13 protein-coding genes are annotated in these 17795 nt (G+C 74.0%); 10 read left to right on the top strand and 3 right to left on the bottom strand.

Annotation, left to right across the window (positions count from 1 at the left end):
* The first annotated feature begins 67 nt into the window (after positions 1 to 67).
* Both ACZ6ZR_RS21205 and ACZ6ZR_RS21200 read left to right on the top strand, forming a co-directional pair.
* Positions 68 to 3271 carry an ATP-dependent helicase gene (locus ACZ6ZR_RS21205; RefSeq protein ID WP_465644425.1) on the top strand — a complete coding sequence of 1068 codons (3204 nt, stop codon included), beginning with the start codon at positions 68 to 70 and terminating at the stop codon, positions 3269 to 3271.
* Positions 3272 to 3461: 190 nt separating this feature from the next.
* The gene (locus ACZ6ZR_RS21200) at positions 3462 to 4643 is read left to right on the top strand and encodes a PP2C family protein-serine/threonine phosphatase (RefSeq protein WP_465644423.1); all 1182 of its coding nucleotides are present in this window, start codon (positions 3462 to 3464) and stop codon (positions 4641 to 4643) included.
* Between the two features lie 168 nt (positions 4644 to 4811).
* On the opposite strand, the gene ACZ6ZR_RS21195 is transcribed toward ACZ6ZR_RS21200, so the two are convergent.
* Positions 4812 to 5720: an endonuclease/exonuclease/phosphatase family protein gene (locus ACZ6ZR_RS21195; RefSeq protein ID WP_465644421.1), complete on the bottom strand. Its 909-nt coding sequence runs from the start codon at positions 5718 to 5720 to the stop codon at positions 4812 to 4814.
* A 61-nt stretch (positions 5721 to 5781) separates the two neighbouring features.
* On the opposite strand from ACZ6ZR_RS21195, the gene ACZ6ZR_RS21190 reads away from it, so the two are divergent.
* The 5 genes from ACZ6ZR_RS21190 (at position 5782) to nudC (ending at position 12545) form a co-directional block, all read left to right on the top strand.
* On the top strand, positions 5782 to 6393 hold the full coding sequence (locus tag ACZ6ZR_RS21190; RefSeq protein WP_465644419.1) for a PadR family transcriptional regulator: 612 nt from the start codon (positions 5782 to 5784) through the stop codon (positions 6391 to 6393).
* A gap of 20 nt (positions 6394 to 6413) precedes the next feature.
* Positions 6414 to 7187, top strand: coding sequence for an ABC transporter ATP-binding protein (locus tag ACZ6ZR_RS21185; protein WP_465644417.1), 774 nt, complete (start codon positions 6414 to 6416; stop codon positions 7185 to 7187).
* Positions 7184 to 10015: an FtsX-like permease family protein gene (locus tag ACZ6ZR_RS21180; protein ID WP_465644415.1), complete on the top strand. Its 2832-nt coding sequence runs from the start codon at positions 7184 to 7186 to the stop codon at positions 10013 to 10015. The genes ACZ6ZR_RS21185 and ACZ6ZR_RS21180 overlap by 4 nt, the downstream gene beginning before the upstream one ends.
* A gap of 126 nt (positions 10016 to 10141) precedes the next feature.
* Positions 10142 to 11542: a dipeptidase gene (locus ACZ6ZR_RS21175; protein WP_465644413.1), complete on the top strand. Its 1401-nt coding sequence runs from the start codon at positions 10142 to 10144 to the stop codon at positions 11540 to 11542.
* Between the two features lie 70 nt (positions 11543 to 11612).
* Entirely contained in the window at positions 11613 to 12545 is a 933-nt protein-coding gene (nudC, locus tag ACZ6ZR_RS21170) for an NAD(+) diphosphatase (protein WP_465644412.1), read from the top strand.
* A gap of 106 nt (positions 12546 to 12651) precedes the next feature.
* Here the strand turns inward: nudC and ACZ6ZR_RS21165 are convergent, their stop codons facing one another.
* On the bottom strand, positions 12652 to 13146 hold the full coding sequence (locus tag ACZ6ZR_RS21165; protein WP_465644410.1) for an ATP-binding protein: 495 nt from the start codon (positions 13144 to 13146) through the stop codon (positions 12652 to 12654).
* Positions 13147 to 13325: 179 nt separating this feature from the next.
* Here ACZ6ZR_RS21165 and ACZ6ZR_RS21160 point away from each other — a divergent pair, with 179 nt between their 5' ends.
* The gene (locus ACZ6ZR_RS21160; RefSeq protein ID WP_465644409.1) at positions 13326 to 14249 is read left to right on the top strand and encodes a GntR family transcriptional regulator; all 924 of its coding nucleotides are present in this window, start codon (positions 13326 to 13328) and stop codon (positions 14247 to 14249) included.
* A 7-nt stretch (positions 14250 to 14256) separates the two neighbouring features.
* Here ACZ6ZR_RS21160 and ACZ6ZR_RS21155 read toward each other — a convergent pair whose 3' ends face one another.
* Complete coding sequence (locus tag ACZ6ZR_RS21155) at positions 14257 to 14514, bottom strand: mycoredoxin (RefSeq protein WP_465644407.1); 258 nt, start codon at positions 14512 to 14514, stop codon at positions 14257 to 14259.
* Positions 14515 to 14818: 304 nt separating this feature from the next.
* On the opposite strand from ACZ6ZR_RS21155, the gene ACZ6ZR_RS21150 reads away from it, so the two are divergent.
* Positions 14819 to 16987: an ATP-dependent DNA helicase UvrD2 gene (locus ACZ6ZR_RS21150; protein ID WP_465644441.1), complete on the top strand. Its 2169-nt coding sequence runs from the start codon at positions 14819 to 14821 to the stop codon at positions 16985 to 16987.
* A 252-nt stretch (positions 16988 to 17239) separates the two neighbouring features.
* Positions 17240 to 17659, top strand: coding sequence for a hypothetical protein (locus ACZ6ZR_RS21145; protein ID WP_465644406.1), 420 nt, complete (start codon positions 17240 to 17242; stop codon positions 17657 to 17659).
* Positions 17660 to 17795: the final 136 nt, after the last annotated feature.

Genomic DNA, 17795 nt, shown 5'->3' with positions numbered 1-17795 from the left:
CGCGCAGTCCCCGCGCCCCCAGCGGCGCAGCCACTTTCGTGACGGAGGTGCTGGTTAGGCTTGGCGGATGAGATCCGCGCTGAGCAGCCCCGAGGAGTTGAAGGTGCTGCTCGGGGTGCCGTTCAACCCGGAGCAGGTGGCGGCGATCGGGGCTCCGTTGGAGCCGGGGGTGATCGTGGCGGGGGCCGGGTCGGGGAAGACCACGGTGATGGCGGCCCGGGTGGTGTGGCTGGTCGGGTCGGGGGCGGTGCGGCCGGAGCAGGTGCTGGGGCTGACGTTCACCAACAAGGCGGCGGGGGAGCTGGCCGAGCGCGTCCGGGCGGCGCTGCTGCGGGCGGGCGTGGCCGGTCCGGAGGAGGAGGTGCTCGGGGAGCCGGAGATCTCCACGTACCACTCGTTCGCCGGGCGGCTGCTCAAGGAGCACGGCCTGCGGCTGGGCATCGAGCCCGACGTCCGGCTGCTGGCCGACGCGACCAGGTACCAGCTGGCGGCCCGGGTGCTGCGGTCCTCGCGCGGTCCGTACCCGCATCTGACGGGTGCGTTCAGCAGTCTGGTCGCCGAGCTGGTCGCGTTGGACTCCGAGCTGGCCGAGCACCTGGTGGAGCCGGAGCAGCTGCGGGCCTTCGACCACGAGCTGCTCGACCGCGCCGCCACCGCCAAGCTCGGCAACGACGACCTGCGCCCGATCCCGGTGACCGCGCGGGCCCGGCTGGAGCTGCTGGAGCTGGTGGAGGAGTACCGCCGCCGCAAGGGCCGGGCCAACCTGATGGACTTCGGCGACCAGATCGCCGCCTCGGCCCGGCTGGCCCAGGAGCGGCCGGAGGTCGGGCGGCTGCTGCGGGAGCAGTTCAGGGTGGTGCTGCTGGACGAGTACCAGGACACCTCGGTGGCCCAACGCCTCATGCTGGCAGGGCTGTTCGGCACCGAGGGCGGCCATCCGGTGACGGCCGTGGGGGACCCGTGCCAGGCCATCTACGGCTGGCGCGGCGCCTCGGTGGCCAACCTGGACGACTTCCCCCGGCACTTCCCGCGCCGGGACGGCGCCCCGGCGCACCGGTACGCGCTGAGCGAGAACCGCCGCAGCGGCGGCCGGCTGCTGGCCTTCGCCAACGAACTCGCCGCCCCGCTGCGGGAGATGCACGAGGGGGTGGAGGCGCTGCGGCCGGCCCCCGGGGCCGAGCTGGACGGCTTCCTGCGCTGCGCGCTGCTGCCCACCCACGCCGAGGAGATCGACTGGCTGGCCGACCGGATCGCCCACCTGACCGCGACCGGCACCCCGCCGGGGCGGATCGCGGTGCTCTGCCGGGGCGGTTCGGCCTTCCCGGACATCCATGCCGCGCTGGTCGCCCGCGAGGTGCCGGTGGAGGTGGTCGGGCTCGGCGGGCTGCTCCAACTCCCTGAGGTGGCCGACCTGGTGGCGGTCTGCGAGGTGCTCCAGGACCCGACCGCGAACGCCTCGCTGGTGCGGCTGCTGGTCGGCCCGCGCTGGCGGACCGGTCCGCGTGACCTGGCGCTGCTGGGCCGCCGGGCCGCCGAGCTGGTGCGGACCGGCCGCTCCGAGGGCGCCGACCCGCTGACGGCGGCGGTGGCCGAGACCGACCCGACCGAAGTGGTCTCGCTGGCGGACGCGTTGGAGACCTTCATCGAGACCGAGCAGCCGGACGAGCTGCCGTTCTCGCCGGATGCCCGCCACCGCTTCGCCCAACTGGCGCGCGAGCTGCGGGACTTGAGGAGGGTGCTGGCCGAGCCGCTGATGGACGTGCTGCACCGGGTGCTGGCCGTCACCGGCCTGGAGGTCGAACTCTCGGCCTCCCCGAGCGCGTTGGCCGCCCGCCGCCGGGAGACGCTGCACTCCTTCCTGGACGTGGCGGCCGGCTTCGCCGACCTGGACGGGGACCCGGGGCTGACCGCCTTCCTGGCCTTCCTGCGGGCCGCCCAGGAGTACGAGCGCGGCCTGGACAGCAGCCTGCCCGGCGGCGAGGACACCGTGAAGGTGCTCACCGCGCACAAGTCCAAGGGCCTGGAGTGGGACGTGGTGGCCGTCCCCGGCCTGGTGAAGGACGCCTTCCCGAGCGGCCGGGGCCGTGAGCGCTGGACCAGCACCAAGCAGGTGCTGCCGCACCGCCTGCGCGGCGACGCCGCCACCCTGCCGGACCTGGTGGACCTGACGCCGCGTGACATGAAGGCCTTCAAGGCCGAGATGGCCGAGCACGGCCACGTCGAGGAGCTGCGGCTCGGCTACGTCGCCTTCACCCGCCCGCGCGAGCTGCTGCTCGCCTCCGGCCACTGGTGGGGCCCCAGCCAGAAGCGCCGCCGGGGCCCGTCCGCCTTCCTGACCGCGCTGCGCGAGCACGCCGAGCGGCCCGGCAACGGCGAGGTCGAGCTCTGGGCCGACCCGCCGCTGCCGGAGGCCGAGAACCCGGCCCTGGACACCTCGGTCGAGACCCCCTGGCCGCTGCCGCTGGACGCCGGGGCCCAGCTGGCCCGCCGGCGGGTGGCCGAGGTGGTGCACCGGCGGCTGGCCGGGCAGCCCGCCCCGCCGCCGGAGCAGCACGCCCCCGAGGAGCAGCGCCGGATCGACTCCTGGGACCGCGACCTCGCGGCCCTGCTGGGCGAGCTGGCCCGCTCCCGCCGCGCCGTCCGCGAGGTCGAACTGCCCGCCTCGCTCTCCGCCACCCAGCTGCTGCGCCTCAACGCAGACCCGGACGGCTTCGCCCGCGACCTGGCCCGCCCGATGCCCCGCCCCCCGCAGCCGGCCGCCCGCCGGGGCACCCGTTTCCACGCCTGGATCCAGGCCCAGTACGAGCTGCCGTACGAGGAGCTGCCGCTGGTCGGCCCGGACGCGCTGCCCGGGCTGGACGACGAGGGCATCGAGGACGAGCAGGACCTGGAGCGGCTCAAGGAGGCCTTCCTGCGCAGCCCGTACGCAGGGCGGCGGCCGCACCGGGTCGAGGTGCCGGTGCAGCTGGTGCTCGGGGGGCGCTTGGTGCGCGGCCGGATCGACGCGGTCTACCGGGACGGTGACGGTGGCTCAGGGTCACCGTCGGAGCAGCGCTGGGAGGTGGTGGACTGGAAGACCCAGCGGGACGAGGCGGCCGATCCGCTCCAGCTCGCGGTCTACCGGCTGGCCTGGGCCGAGTTGACGGGCGTAGACCCCGAGCAGGTCACCGCTTCGTTCCTGTACGTCCGCAGCGGCCGGGTCGACAGACCGTCAGGACTTCCGGGCCGAAAAGAGTTGACTCGGCTTCTGATCGGGAATAGTGATGAATGAGTCACGCAGCGCATCGATGCCGTCACGGCCGCGTGCGAAACCTGTGCTTCATGCACGTTTCGCGCCTATTGTGGGGTCGGTAACCGGTCAATCAAGGTACTCCGGCCGCCGGGCAGGGCCCCACCTCTGACCCTCAGTCATCACCGCAGGTGCCACGCGCGCCTGCGCACCCTCGCTGGAGAGACCGAAGTTGAGCGCGACCGGATGGATCAAGGACCGGCTCGCGGGGCCTTCCCCCGGAGCCGTGCCGGGCACGGTCACCGGAACGTGGCCGAAGACCTCGATGGCGCTGCCGTTCATCGGCATGCTGCTGGTGCTCGCCCTGGACTGGTTCAGCGCCACCGCGCTGACCGTCGAACCCGCCCTCACCGCCGTCCCCGCGCTGGCCGCCGTGGTCAGCCGCCGCACCTGGTACCCGCTCGTGCTCGGCCTCGCCACCGAGGCCGTCGCCTTCCTGCTCGCCTGGTACAACGGCGTGCTCGGCGAGTCCGTGCACACCGCCACCGTGCTCGCCATCGCGCTGGTGGCCGGCATCGGCTGGGTCAGCGCCACCCTGAGGGTCCGTCAGGAGCAGGCCCTCGCCGACGCCCAGCTGGTCGCCGAGGTGGCCCGCCGGGTGCTGCTCCGCTCCGTCCCCGACCGGCTCGGCTGCGTCCGGGCCGCCGTCCACTACGCGGCCGCCGCCGCACACGCCTCCATCGGGGGCGACCTGTACGAGGTGGTCAACACCCGGCACGGCGTGCGGGCCGTGGTCGGCGACGTCCGGGGCAAGGGCCTGGCCGCGGTCGAGACGGCGGCGGCGGTGCTCGGCGCCTTCCGCGAGGCCGCCCACCAGGAGCCGGAGCTCGACCGGGTCGCGGGGTGGCTGGCCGTCAGCCTGGACCGGGTCCTGCACGAAGGGGAACACCCCGGGGTCGAGGAGGAGTTCGTCACCCTGGTGCTGATCGGGGTCCGTCCGGACGGGTCCGTGGAGATCGTCAACTGCGGGCACCCGGCTCCGCTGCTGCTCAGCCCCGGCGCGCCGGTGCGGGCGCTGGAGCTGCCCGAGACGGTGCCGCCGCTCGGCGTGCTCGATCCGGCCGACGTCCGGCCGCCGGTCCAGCGGCTCACGGTCGCCCCCGGGGACCGCATCCTGCTCTACACCGACGGCGTCATCGAGGCCCGCGACCACCGCGGCGTCTTCTACCCGCTGGCGGAGCGGCTGCCGTACTGCGCGGTCGGTGCGCCGGCGGAGGTGCTGCGGCGGCTGCACGAGGACGTGGTGCGGCACGTGGGGCACAAGCTGGGGGACGACGCGGCGATGCTGCTGCTCCACCACGAACCCGTGCAACTCCCGCACCAGGCAACGGCGGAGCTCGTACCCACTACGTGATGCCGGGGCCCCGGAGGGGCCCTCAGGGGCGCGAGGAACCGCGCGAGTCGGAAGGCGGCTCACCTGCGACTGAGGGCACGTCAGCCAGTTGCACGTGCTGCCGTTCCCCAGCGCGCGGTTCCCCGCGCCCCCGGTGTGACCAATTTCCCCCGCACCCCCTGGGGTCCGTCAGAGGTCGACCTCGACGAGGAGGGGACGGTGGTCGGAGACCGGGGTGCGGGGGGCCGTGATGGTGCCGACGGCGGTGCGGGGGACGCCCATGGCGAGGACGTGGTCGAACTGGACCGCGGGGCGGTGGGAGGGGTAGGTGGGGGTCTTGGCGAGGTCGTGCCAGCCGCGCAGGACGCGGCGGCGACGCGGCCCCGGCTGACGGGCCGGCCGCGGGCCGAGGGCGGCCGCCCCGCCGAGGACGGTGCGGGGCACGGCCCCGATCAGGTTGAAGTCCCCGAGCACCAGGTGCGGCCCGGGCAGGTCGGCGATCCACCGCCGGATCGCCGCGAGTTGGGCCATGTTCCAGCCGGGCACGAAGGACAGGTGGGTCGCCACCACCGTGAACTCGCCGTGGCGCCCCCGCAGCACGGCGGCCAACGCGGCCCGCGGCTCGTCCGGCACCGGCGTCAGCCCCCGCCGTCCGGCGACCCGCAGCGGGAGGCCGAACGGTGCCGGGGCGAAGCGGCGGGCGCGCCAGTGGGTGACGGGCAGCCGGGTGAGCAACGCCGTTCCGTACGAGGGGACTTGGAGGCCGGTGCCGGCCTCGGCGGGCCCGTAGACCTGGAGCCCGGGCCGGTCCGGGTCGAGGATCCAGCCGGCCCCGGTGGCCGGGCGGCCGTGCAGGGCGGCGGCGAACCGCCAGTCGCCGGCGCCCATCGCCTTGGCGGCCACCGCGGTCTGGTCGGTGAAGCCGGAGCGCTCCTGGTGGCGGTCGACCTCCTGGAGGGCGAGGACGTCCGCGTCGAGGGCGGCGACCGCTTCGGCCAGGGGTTCTCCCGGTTCGGCGGGGAAGGGCAGCGGGCTGCCGTCGGCGGCCAGCGGGCGGCCGTGCAGCAGGTTGAAGGTGGCGATGCGCAGCTGGCTCACAAGGCATGACGGTACCGGCTGCGCTTGAGCCGGTGGGGCATACCCGGTATACATACTCGGTATGTCCATCCGTCACGGTCTGCTCGCCCTGCTCGACCAGGGCCCGCGCTACGGCTACCAGCTGAGAACCGAGTTCGAGGCCCGCACCGGGGCCACCTGGCCGCTCAACGTCGGCCAGGTCTACACCACGCTGGGGCGCCTGGAGCGCGACGGCCTGGTGGTCCCGGACGGTGAGGACGAGGAGGGCCACGTCTTCTACGCCGTCACCGAGAAGGGACGCGCGGAGCTGCGCAGTTGGTTCGACACCCCGGTGCCGCGCACCAACCCGCCCCGGGACGAGCTGGCGATCAAGCTCGCGATGGCGGTCACCGTGCCCGGCGTCGACGTCACGGCCGTGGTGCAGGGGCAGCGGCGGCACAGCATGAAGGCGCTGCAGGACTACACCCGGCTCAAGGGGCAGGCACTGACCGCCCAGGAGAGCGGGTCGGACCTGGCCTGGCTGCTGGTGCTGGAGCAGCTGATCTTCCAGACCGAGGCGGAGATCCGCTGGCTGGACCACTGCGAGACCCGCCTCGCCCAGTACCGACCGGCCGCCCCGGCGGCCGCCTCCGAGACCGCCGAGCCCGATCCGGAGCCCGCCCCACCCCGCGCCCGTCGGCGCACCCGATTCTGAACCACCGTCAGGGGGAAGCGATGAGCACCCAGAACGACCGGTCCGGCACCGCCCCGGTGCTGCACCTGGAGAACGTCACCCGGGTCCACGGCCAGGGGGCGGCCGAGGTCCACGCCCTGCGCGGGGTCGACCTCAAGGTCCACCCCGGCGAGCTGGTCGCCGTGATGGGGCCGTCCGGCTCCGGCAAGTCCACGCTGCTCACGCTGGCCGGCGGGCTGGACACCCCGACCTCCGGCCGGGTGCTGGTCGAGGGCAGTGCGCTGGGCGAGCTGAGCCGCCGTCAGCAGGCGCAGCTGCGCCGCCGGGCGGTCGGTTACGTCTTCCAGGACTACAACCTGATACCGGCGCTGACCGCCGCCGAGAACATCGCGCTGCCGCGCGAGCTCGACGGGGTCTCCAGCCGGGCGGCCCGCAAGGAGGCGATGGCGGCCCTGGTGGAGATGGGCATCGAGGAGCTGGCCGACCGCTTCCCGGACGACATGTCCGGCGGTCAGCAGCAGCGGGTGGCCATCGCCCGGGCGCTGATCGGCGAGCGCCGGCTGGTGCTGGCCGACGAGCCGACCGGGGCGCTGGACTCCACCACCGGCGAGTCGGTGCTCGCGGTGCTGCGGGCCCGCTGCGACGCGGGTGCCGCGGCCATGCTGGTGACCCACGAGGCCCGGCACGCGGCCTGGGCGGACCGGGTGGTCTTCATCCGGGACGGCCGGGTGGTGGACGAGAGCGTCAGCCGGGACGCGGCCAGCCTGCTGGTATCGGCGGCCACCAACAGCATGAACGGCCCGGTGGCGGAGTGAGTCTGACGTCGTGGCGGGTGGCCCTGCGGATCGCCCGGAGGGACGCGCTCCGGGCCAAGGGGCGCAGCGCGCTGGTGATCGCGATGATCGCGCTGCCGGTGCTCGGGGTGACCGGGGCCGACGTGGTTTTCCGCAGTGCCCAGCTGGAGCCGGAGCAGAAGATCGTCCGGCTCATGGGCGAGGCCGACGCGATGGTGTCCGCGTACGGCCGGGGCATGACGGTCGTCCAGCCACCGAACCCGGGCGAGGGCGCCAACGCGGACATGCCCCGGGAGGGCCAGAAGCCCACCCGGGAGCAGCAGAGGAGCCTGGACACCGCCCCGGCCGAGCTGCTCCCGACGCTGCTCCCGGCGGGCACCCGGCTGACCCCGCTGGACGCGGGTGTGTCCGCGAACGCCGGCACCAAGGAGGGCCAGCTCAGGACCCGGCTGATCGAGGCGGACCTGACCGACCCGGTCTGGAACGGCCACACGGTGCTGACCGCCGGCCGGGTGCCGACCGCGGCCACGGAGGTGGCGGCCAGCCGGGGGTTCCTGGAGGCGTCCGGTCTGAAGGTCGGTGACACCACCGCGGTCACCGGGAAGGACCGCCCGTTCACCATCACCGCCGAGGTCGAGTACCCCGGCGACCTGGGCTTCCGTCAGCTGGTGCTGCGACCGGGCTCCGCGCCCGCGGCGCAGAAGAAGCCCGACCAGGGGCCGTTCGAGAGCGGCAAGTGGCTGGTCCGGCTGCCGGCCGGGTCGACGATGACCTGGCCCCAGGTGCTGGAGCTCAACAAGTACGGCTTCTCGGTGACCTCCCGGGCCGTGCTGATCGACCCGCCGCCGCGCTCCGAGGTGCCGTACTACCAGCAGCAGGTCGGTGGCCCGCTGATCGACAAGACCGCACTGGCGGTGCTGGCCACCGTGGTCGGCATGGCGCTGCTGGAGATCGTGCTGCTGGCCGGCCCGGCCTTCGCGGTGGGCGCGCGCCGTTCGCGGCGTCAGCTCGGGCTGCTGGCGGCCGGTGGCGGGGACCGCAAGCACGTCCGGGCGGTGGTGCTCGGCGGCGGCGCGGTGCTCGGCCTCTCCGGTGCGGTGGCCGGCCTGCTGCTGGCGGTGCTGCTGGTGGCGGCCACCCGGCCCTGGCTGGAGGAGCTGGCCGAACGCCGCTTCGGCAGCTTCGACCTGGCCCCGCTGGACCTGCTCGGGATCGCCGTGATCGGCCTGGTCACCGGCCTGCTGGCGGCCGTGGTCCCGGCCGTCCAGGCCTCCCGGCAGGACGTCGTGGAGGCGCTCACCGGCCGCGGCTCGGTCAAGGCGCCGAGCAAGCGGCTGGCCGTGCTCGGCCTGGTGATGGTGGGCGGCGGCGCGGTGCTCGCGCTGCTCGGCTCCCGGGTGACGGACCGGGTCCTGTCGGTGCTCGGCGGCTCGGTGCTGGCCGAGCTCGGCATGGTCGCCTGCACCCCGATGCTGGTCGGGCTGTTCGGCCGGCTGGGCCGCTGGCTGCCGCTCAGCCCCCGGCTGGCGCTGCGCGACGCGGTCCGCCACCGGGGCCGGACCGCCCCGGCGGTGGCGGCGGTGATGGCGGCGGTGGCCGGTTCGGTCGCGGTCGGCATCTACACCGCCAGCGCGGAGGCCGAGCAGCGGCAGAACTACACGGCGTCCCTGCCGCCCGGCGCGGTGCTGCTGCACGCGGGGTACGGCCCGCAGTCGGACCAGGCGGCCTACGGGCTCCGGCAGAGCACCCTGGAGGGGGCCATCACGGGCCTCGGCCCGCGCGGCGAGCTCTACCGGGCCGAGTACAAGAGCTCGGCCGACCAGCGGGGCGGCGGGCGGCTGGAGCTGGAGCTGCCGAAGGAGCGGCGCTGCCCGGCGAACGCGCCGGAGGCCGACGCGCTCCCGGCGGAGCAGCGCGAGCGGCTCTACCAGGACGAGCGGTGCAAGCATCCGGTCGGCCAGTACATGTCCCCGGTCGGCGGCTCGCTGCTGGTCGGTGACGGCACCGCGCTGGCCAACCTGACCGGGGTCCGCGACCCGGCCGCCGCCAAGGCGCTGGCCGAGGGCAAGGTGCTGGTCTTCGACCAGGCGTACCTCGACGACGGCAAGGTCAGCCTGCTGCTGGTCGAGCCGGACCAGGGGGACCGGGACCCGATGACCGGGATGGCCCGCAGTGCGGACGGAACGCTGGTCAGGCCCAAGGTGCAGAGCCGCGAACTGGCCGTGGACGCGGCCCTGTTCACCCCCGCGGTGCAGAACACCGGGGCCTTCGCCAGCCGGGAGACCGCCGCGCGGCTGGGGTTGACGCCGAGTCAGGCCGCGACGGTCTGGCTGCCCGCGACGGTGCCCAGCAGCGCCGCCGAGCAGAAGGCCGAGGCCGCGATGGCCAGGACCGGCGGTGATTCGGCCTACAGCTTCAGTGTGGAGCGCGGCTTCCGGCCCTCGAACGAGCTGGTGCCGCTGGCCCTGACCGGCTTCGCGGGGCTGGTCGCGCTCGGCGCGGCGGGCATCGCCACCGGGTTGGCCGCGGCCGACTCGCAGCGCGACCTGGCCACCCTGTCGGCGGTCGGCGCCACCGGCGGCATCCGGCGGCGGCTGTCCGGGTTCCAGTGCGGCGTGATCGCCGCGATGGGCGCCGTGCTCGGCACCGTCTGCGGGCTGGTGCCCTCGGTGGCGCTGCGGAAGATGGAGGCGCTGCCGGCCTCCCCCGGCGAGGAGGCCAGGGAGGCGGTGATCGCCTTCCCGTGGGCGACCATGGGGCTGACCCTGGTGGTGCTGCCGGTGGTGGCGGTGCTGCTGGCGATGCTCTTCACCCGGTCCCGGCTGGGCCTGCTGCGGCGCTCCGCCTGACGCTCCGTCACCCGTGATCCGTGTCACCCCGTGGGGCCCGTGGGCCGCACGGGGTGACGCAGGTTACGGGACCGCCCGGTGGACGGGCCGTTCACCGGGCGGCACCGGCGAACTAAAGTCGTCCGTATGACGAAAACCCCGGACAGCGTCGTCCGCTCCTACATCGACCTCCATCGGGCGGAGTTCCTCTCCGACCTGGCCGACTGGCTCCGCATCCCCTCGGTCTCGGCCGACCCGGCCCGCGCCGGGGACGTCCGCCGCTCCGCCGAGTGGCTGGCGGAGAAGCTGCGGAAGACCGGCTTCCCGGTGGCCGAGGTGTGGGAGACGGAGGGGCTGCCGGCGGTCTTCGCCGAGTGGCCGTCCGGGGACGCCGACGCTCCCACCGTGCTGGTCTACGGCCACCACGACGTGCAGCCGGCCGCCAAGGAGGACGGCTGGGCGACCGACCCGTTCGAGCCCACCGTGATCGGCGAGCGGATGTACGCCCGGGGTGCGGCCGACGACAAGGGCCAGGTCTTCTTCCACACCCTGGGCCTGCGCGCCCACCTGGCCGCCACCGGCCGCACCGCCCCCGCCGTCAACCTCAAGCTGCTGATCGAGGGCGAGGAGGAGTCCGGCTCGCCGAACTTCGAGGCGCTGGTCCGGCGCGAGGCCGGGCGCCTCGCCACCGACCTGGTGGTGGTCTCCGACACCGGGATGTGGAACGAGACCACCCCGACCGTCTGCACCGGCATGCGCGGTCTGGCCGACGCCCAGATCGACCTCTACGGCCCGGACACCGACATCCACTCCGGTTCCTTCGGCGGCGCGGTGCCCAACCCCGCCGCGGTCGCCGCCGAGCTGGTGGCCGGCCTGCACGACGAGGACCGCCGGGTCGCCGTCCCCGGGTTCTACGACGGCGTGGTCGAGTTGACGGAGCGTGAGCGCGAGCTGTTCGCGGCGCTGCCCTTCGACGAGGACCAGTGGCTGCGGACCGCCAAGTCCCACGGGGTGCTCGGCGAGGCCGGGTACTCGGTGCTGGAGCGGGTCTGGGCCCGGCCGACCGCCGAGGTGAACGGCATCTGGGGCGGCTACACCGGCCCCGGCGGCAAGACCATCGTCCCGGCCGAGGCGCACCTCAAGCTCTCCTTCCGGCTGGTCGCCGGGCAGGACGTGGACGCCGTCCGCACGGCGGTGGCGGAGTGGGTGGCGGCCCAGGTGCCGGCCGGCATCCGGTACGAGCTGGAATTCCCGGGCGTTACCCGGCCCTGCCTGACCCCGCTGGACCACCCCGCGCTGCAGGCCACCGTGCGGGCGATGGGCCGGGCCTTCGAGCAGGAGGTCCTGTACACCCGCGAGGGCGGCTCCGGACCGGCCGCCGACCTGCAGGACGTGCTGGGCGCGCCGGTGGTCTTCCTCGGCATCTCGGTGCCCTCGGACGGCTGGCACTCGGTGGACGAGAAGGTCGAGCTGCCGCTGCTGTCCAAGGGTGTCGAGACGGCCGCGTACCTGTGGAGCGAGTTGGCCGAGGGCTGGCCCCGGGCATGAACCCTTCCGAGCGCACCGCGTTCCGACAGCACTCCGACCGAAGCCTTCCGACCGATGGGGATGGACCGCGTTGAGCACCGTGCCTGACACCAAGCCGCTGGCGCTGGCCCGGGCGGGGGTCGACCGGGCCGCCGAGCACCGGTTCGACGAGCCGTGGCTGGCCGCCGCCTGGAGCCACCCGAGCACCAAGGTGCTGCCGATCGCCAGCGGCGAGGCCTTCGTGGTGGACACCGAGCACGGCACCGAGCTGGTGCTGCTGCCCTCCTTCGAGGCGCCGGAGACGGGTGACCGCTACTTCCTCGGCACCGACGAGGACGGCACCTCCTACTTCGCCCTGGTGAACGAGACGCTGCCCGGGCGCCTGGACGGCGACGCCCGCCCGGCCGGCCTGCGCGAGGTCGGCGCCCAGCTCTCCGACCGGGACGCCGGGCTGCTGGTGCACGCCGTCGCGCTGGAGCACTGGCACCGGCTGCACAGCTTCTGCTCGCGCTGCGGGCACCGGACCGAGAAGGCCGGCGCCGGGCACGTGCGGCGCTGCACCTCCTGCGCGGCCGAGCACTACCCGCGGACCGACCCGGCGGTGATCATGATGATCACCGACCCGGAGGACCGCTGCCTGCTGGGCCGTCAGGCGCTCTGGCCGGAGGGCCGCTGGTCCACCCTGGCCGGGTTCGTGGAGCCGGGCGAGTCGATCGAGCAGGCGGTGGCCCGCGAGGTCTACGAGGAGGCCGGGGTCCGGGTCGCCGAGGTGGAGTACGTGGCCAGCCAGCCGTGGCCGTTCCCGTCCAGCCTGATGCTGGGCTTCGTGGGCAGGGCCGACCCGGCCGGCACCGCGATCACGGTCGACGGGGAGGAGCTGGCGGAGGCCCGCTGGTTCTCCCGCGAGGAGCTGAAGGCCGGGATGGAGGCGGGCGAGATCCTGCCGCCCTCGGGCATCTCGATCGCCCGTCACCTGGTCGAACTCTGGTACGGGGAACCGCTGCCGAGCGCCGCCCGCTGGTAGCGGCGGCGCCGGAGGCCGATCGAGGTGAATAAGGGGCGTGCGGTGGAAAACCGTACGCCCCTTGTGCTTTTCTTCGGCTTTTTCGAGCGGATTCGAAATCCCTCGGTCAGTCGCTCTTCCGGTCGATTTCCAACCAGCAGCTGACGGTCTTTCCGGTCAGCCGGGTGGTCACCGACCAGTCGGTGCACAGGGCCCCGACGATGGCCAGGCCGCGGCCGCTGGTCTCCTCCTCCCCGGCCTCCCGGGGCTCGGGCAGCGCCCGGCCGTAGTCGGCCACCGAGATCTGCAGCGCCCGGTCGGTCAGGGCCAGCGTCACCGAGACCGCGCCCCGGCCGTACCGGAGCGCGTTGGTGACCAGCTCGGACATCAACAGCTCGGCGCTGTCCGCCAGTTCGGCGGCGCCCCAGGCGGTGAGCACGGTGCGGGTCAGCTGCCGGGCCCGGGCCACGTTGCGCGGGCGCGGCGGGAAGCTGGCGGTGGCGTGCCAGGCGCCCCGGTCGGCGGCCCCCAGGGCCCGCCCCGGACGCGGCCGGGCGCCGTCCGGCTCGTCGGTTCGAAGGATGGTCGGCCGCACCTCGAAGTGGTGCGCGGTACTGGTCACGGGCATGGCTCCGCCCCCGGTTGTACGTGGCTGGAATGTGCGGCGCTCATCCGGAAGGGCCGAGTGCCGCCGGGCGACTGCGAACGACCTGATCGGGACGGAAACCGAGATCCCCGATCCCGGGCAATATTGGCCGGTTTCGCTGAAATGGCGCAACCCGGATCGCTACATTCACTCGCGTGACAATCTCGCGGGGCAGTTCCCAATCACCGAAGTACCAGCGGCTGGCCGCCGACCTGCGACGCCGGATCGCGGCCGGCGAGTGGCGCGGCGACGCGCCGCTGCCGGTCGAGACCGAGCTGGAGCAGCAGTACGGGGTCGCCCGGAACACCGTCCGGCTGGCCGTGGACGTGCTGGTCAACGAGGGCCGGCTGGTCCGGCTCCAGGGCAAGGGCACGTACCTCAAGGACCACCCGGTGCTGGACCACCGGGTCTTCGGACCCGACCTGCTCCCCGGCCCACCGCCCGGCCGCGCCGCCGGGCACTGCCTGAACGCGCCCACCGGCGTCTACGAGGCGGAGGCCGGGGAGAGCGGGCGGCGGCTCACCGTCGACTTCGAGATGCTCATCGTCCGGGCCCGGGTGGACATCGCCGAGCGGCTCGGCTTGCGGCCCGGCGAGGCGGTGGTGGTGCGCCGTCAGCTGCGGCTGCTGGACCGCGAGCCCTACTCGATCGAGGAGAGCCACTACCGGGCCGGGCTGGCGGCCGGCACCCCGCTGATGGAGCCGGACCAGGTGCCGGACGGCGACGAGTCGGTGCTGGAGGCGCTCGGCCGGACCGAGATCGGCGCGGTGGACCACCTGGTCTCCCGGATGCCCGGGCCGGAGGAGGCCGCCTGGTTCCAGGGCGGCCCGGGCGCGCCGCTGCTGGTGCAGACCCGGGTCAGCTACGACGCCCGCGGGCCGGTCCGGGTGATCGAGACCAGGTACTCGGCGGACCGCTGCCGGCTGGTCTACGGGCTGGGCGAGCTGGCCGGGCGAGCGGCCGTGCTCCCGGGGGCGGGGCCGGGGGCTGGGTCGGTGCCGGGGCCGTCCCGGCCGGTGGACGACGCACCGGTGGCCCCGTCCCGTGCGGGACAGGGCCACCTGGGGCACTACGCCTGACGCCGCGTCAGCCGGCCAGTGCGGCCTGGACCTGACGCAGGCTCGGGTTGGTCATCACGACCTGCTCGCCGCCACCCGCCGGCTTGACGATGACGGTCGGCACCACCTGGTTGCCGTTGTTGACGGACTCGACGTAGGACGCCGAGGCCGGGTCCTCCTCGATGTTGATCACGTCGTAGCCGATGCCCTCGCGGTCCAGCTGGCTCTTCAGCCGGTTGCAGTACCCGCACCAGGTCGTGCTGTACATCGTGACGCTGCCGGACATTCGGGGGACTCCTTCGTCAAGGGGCGTGCGGTCTGTGCCGACAACGTCCGGGGCGCGACGGAACATTCCGCGCGCGCCGGGCGTGTGAGCTACCACGCGCGCCGGTCGGCAGGGCGATTATCGTCCGCCGGGGCGGGCCCTGTGGACGATGCGGACCGGAACGTCCGAGCGCCCTGCGAGGATGGACGGCATGCAGGAACAGCTCTTGGGCCTCCCCGACGGCCACGGCGACCGGTACGGCACTGCGTCAGGTGGCGGCGCGCACTACGGCGCCCCGCACGGCTCGGCCGCCAGTGCCGACGCCGTGCTGGCCGGGCTCGACCCGGAGCAGCGGGCCGTCGCCACCGCGCTGCAGGGCCCCGTCTGCGTGCTGGCCGGCGCCGGCACGGGCAAGACCAGGGCCATCACCCACCGGATCGCCTACGGCGTGCGCAGCGGCGTCTACCAGCCGCAGCAGGTGCTCGCCGTGACCTTCACCGCCCGCGCGGCCGGCGAGATGCGCGGCCGGCTGCGCCAGCTCGGCGCCGAGGGCGTGCAGGCCCGCACCTTCCACTCCGCCGCGCTGCGCCAGCTCCAGTACTTCTGGCCCCGGGCGATCGGCGGCGAGGTGCCGCGGCTGCTGGAGCGCAAGGTGCAGCTGGTCGCCGAGGCGGCCGGCCGCTCCGGCCTGCGGGTGCAGCGCACCGAGCTGCGCGACCTGACCAGCGAGATCGAGTGGGCCAAGGTCACCCAGATCGTGCCCGACGACTACCCCGCCGCCGTGCTCAAGACCGGCCGCGACGCCCCGCGCGACCCGGCCGAGATCGCCCGGGTCTACGCCACCTACGAGCAGACCAAGCGCGACCGCGGCGTGATCGACTTCGAGGACGTGCTGCTGCTCACCGCGGCCATCCTGGAGGACCGCCCGGAGATCGCCGAGCGGGTCCGGGCCCAGTACCGGCACCTGACGGTGGACGAGTACCAGGACGTCTCGCCGCTCCAGCAGCGCCTGCTGGAGCAGTGGTCCACCGGCGGCGCCAGCCTCTGCGTGGTCGGCGACGCCAGCCAGACGATCTACTCCTTCACCGGCGCCACCCCCGACCACCTGCTGAACTTCCGCCACCGGCACCCCGAGGCCACCGTGGTCAAGCTGGTCCGGGACTACCGCTCCACCCCCCAGGTGGTCCACCTGGCCAACGGGCTGCTCGCCAAGGCCCGCGGCCAGGCCGCCCAGCACCGGCTGGAGCTGGTCTCCCAGCGCGAGGCGGGCCCGGCCCCGGTCTACGTCGAGTACGCCGACGAGCCGACCGAGGCCGAGTCCACCGCCCGGGAGATCCGCACCCTGCTCGGCAAGGGCGTCCGGGCCAGTGAGATCGCCGTGCTGTTCCGGACCAACGGGCAGTCCGAGGTCTACGAGCAGGCCCTCGCCGATCTGGGGATCTCGTACCAGCTCAAGGGCGCGGAGCGGTTCTTCGAGCGCCCCGAGGTGCGGGACGCGGTGACGCTGGTGCGCGGCGCGGCCCGGGCCTCCGAGGACCCGCTGACGGCCGACAGCCCGGCGCTGGCCGGGCAGGTCCGCGCGGTGCTGGCCACCCGGGGGTTCACCCCGGAGCCGCCGTCGGGCTCCGGCACGGTGCGCGAGCGCTGGGAGTCGCTGGCGGCCCTGGTGCGGCTGGCCGAGGAGTTCGAGGCGGCCCGGCAGGAGGCCGGGCAGCCGGCCGACCTGGCGGCCTACGTGGCCGAGCTGGACGCCCGGGCGGCCGCCCAGCACGCCCCCGCCGTCGAGGGCGTCACGCTGGCCTCGCTGCACGCCGCCAAGGGCCTGGAGTGGGACGCGGTCTTCCTGGTCGGCCTGACCGAGGGCACCCTGCCGATCATCTACGCCAAGACCGACGAGCAGGTCGAGGAGGAGCGCCGGCTGCTCTACGTCGGCGTCACCCGGGCCCGGGTGCACCTCTCGCTCTCCTGGGCGCTCTCCCGCTCCCCGGGCGGCCGGGCCAGCCGCAAGCCCACCCGCTTCCTGGACGGCCTGCGGCCCGGCTCCTCGTACTCCGGCCCCAGCAGCCGGGGCGGCCGGGGCGGCGTCGAGCAGGGCGCCGAGCGCTCGGGCGGGCGCAAGGCCCGCGGCCCGGTCAAGTGCCGGGTCTGCGACAAGACGCTGACCGAGGCGGTGGAGCGCAAGCTGCGCCGCTGCGAGAGCTGCCCCTCGGACATGGACGAGGCGCTGTACGAGCGGCTGCGCGAGTGGCGCTCGGTGCAGGCGAAGAAGCAGGGCGCCCCGGCCTACGTGGTCTTCACCGACGCGACCCTTATGGCGATCGCCGAGGCGGTGCCCGCCAGCGAGCGCGAACTGGCCCTGATCTCGGGCGTCGGCGCCATGAAGCTGGACAAGTACGGTGTCGACGTGCTGTTGTTGTGTGCCGGCGAGGAGCCCACGGACGAGTCCGAGGCCACCGTCGAGGGGCTTCGGGGGGAGTCCGAGGAGCAGGCGTGAAGCCGCTTCCGGGAGCCGCCCGAGTCACTCCGCGAAACTCGCCGGAAAAATAGTTTGCGCGCCGTACACGGGGCGCAATAGCCTGCCGGAGCGGTCAAGGGAACGAGATCGCAAGGCCTCGGAAGGCTCCCTTCCGCGCGCCTGCCAGCAGCACCGCAGTACCTGCACGACCGTCCAAACATCCGAACATCGGGGCCCGGGAGACTGGGCCGCGCGAGACGCCGAGAGGAGGCGAAGACAGTGGAAACCAAGATGATCACCAACCTGACTGGCCAGACCGTCATCGCCGTGCCTTCGTGCGTCTCCTCGCAGGTCGTCACCGCTCCCTTCGGTCTGGGTCTCAACGGCACCGGTGTCTCCGGCGTTGTCAGTGGCTCCCGGATTAATGGTCTGGGCGGCAACGGCACCCGCGGCACCTCCGTCGAGACGGGTCTGTCCCTTGCCGGGACGGCGTTCGGCGGCGGTCGTGGACTGCGCAACGAGCGACCGCTCCAGGCATCGAAGGCCGCACAGGTAGACGCCAAGCATGGCGCCTATGTGGCGGCGGTCGATGCCGGAGCGAAGCAGAAGCAGGACGAGAAGCAGATCGAGGCCAAGGCCGCCTTCGCGGGCGCCGAGGCCGTCCGGATGTGGGCCTTCCGCGGCCCCGAACCCTGGAGAGTTCGAACCTGAGTAGCTTCAGGTCGGCACCTTCAGGGCCGCGGAACCCGTCACACCGGGATTCGCGGCCCTTCTGTTTTGTCCGGTACGTCAAGACCCAGCCTGGACCTTCGGGTCCTCCGGTCCAGCCCCACCAGTCAGCTGGCCG

This window comes from Kitasatospora sp. NPDC088742, assembly GCF_055584905.1.
The sequence above is the reverse complement of the archived record's forward strand: the minus strand, read 5'-3'. Positions and strand labels throughout refer to the sequence as shown.

Coding starts and splice junctions, on each gene's coding strand:
- ACZ6ZR_RS21205 (WP_465644425.1), top strand. CDS start 68: ATGAGATCCGCGCTGAGCAGCCCCGAGGAGTTGAAGGTGCTGCTCGGG.
- ACZ6ZR_RS21190 (WP_465644419.1), top strand. CDS start 5,782: ATGTCCATCCGTCACGGTCTGCTCGCCCTGCTCGACCAGGGCCCGCGC.
- ACZ6ZR_RS21185 (WP_465644417.1), top strand. CDS start 6,414: ATGAGCACCCAGAACGACCGGTCCGGCACCGCCCCGGTGCTGCACCTG.
- ACZ6ZR_RS21175 (WP_465644413.1), top strand. CDS start 10,142: ATGACGAAAACCCCGGACAGCGTCGTCCGCTCCTACATCGACCTCCAT.
- ACZ6ZR_RS21155 (WP_465644407.1), bottom strand. CDS start 14,514: ATGTCCGGCAGCGTCACGATGTACAGCACGACCTGGTGCGGGTACTGC.
- ACZ6ZR_RS21145 (WP_465644406.1), top strand. CDS start 17,240: ATGATCACCAACCTGACTGGCCAGACCGTCATCGCCGTGCCTTCGTGC.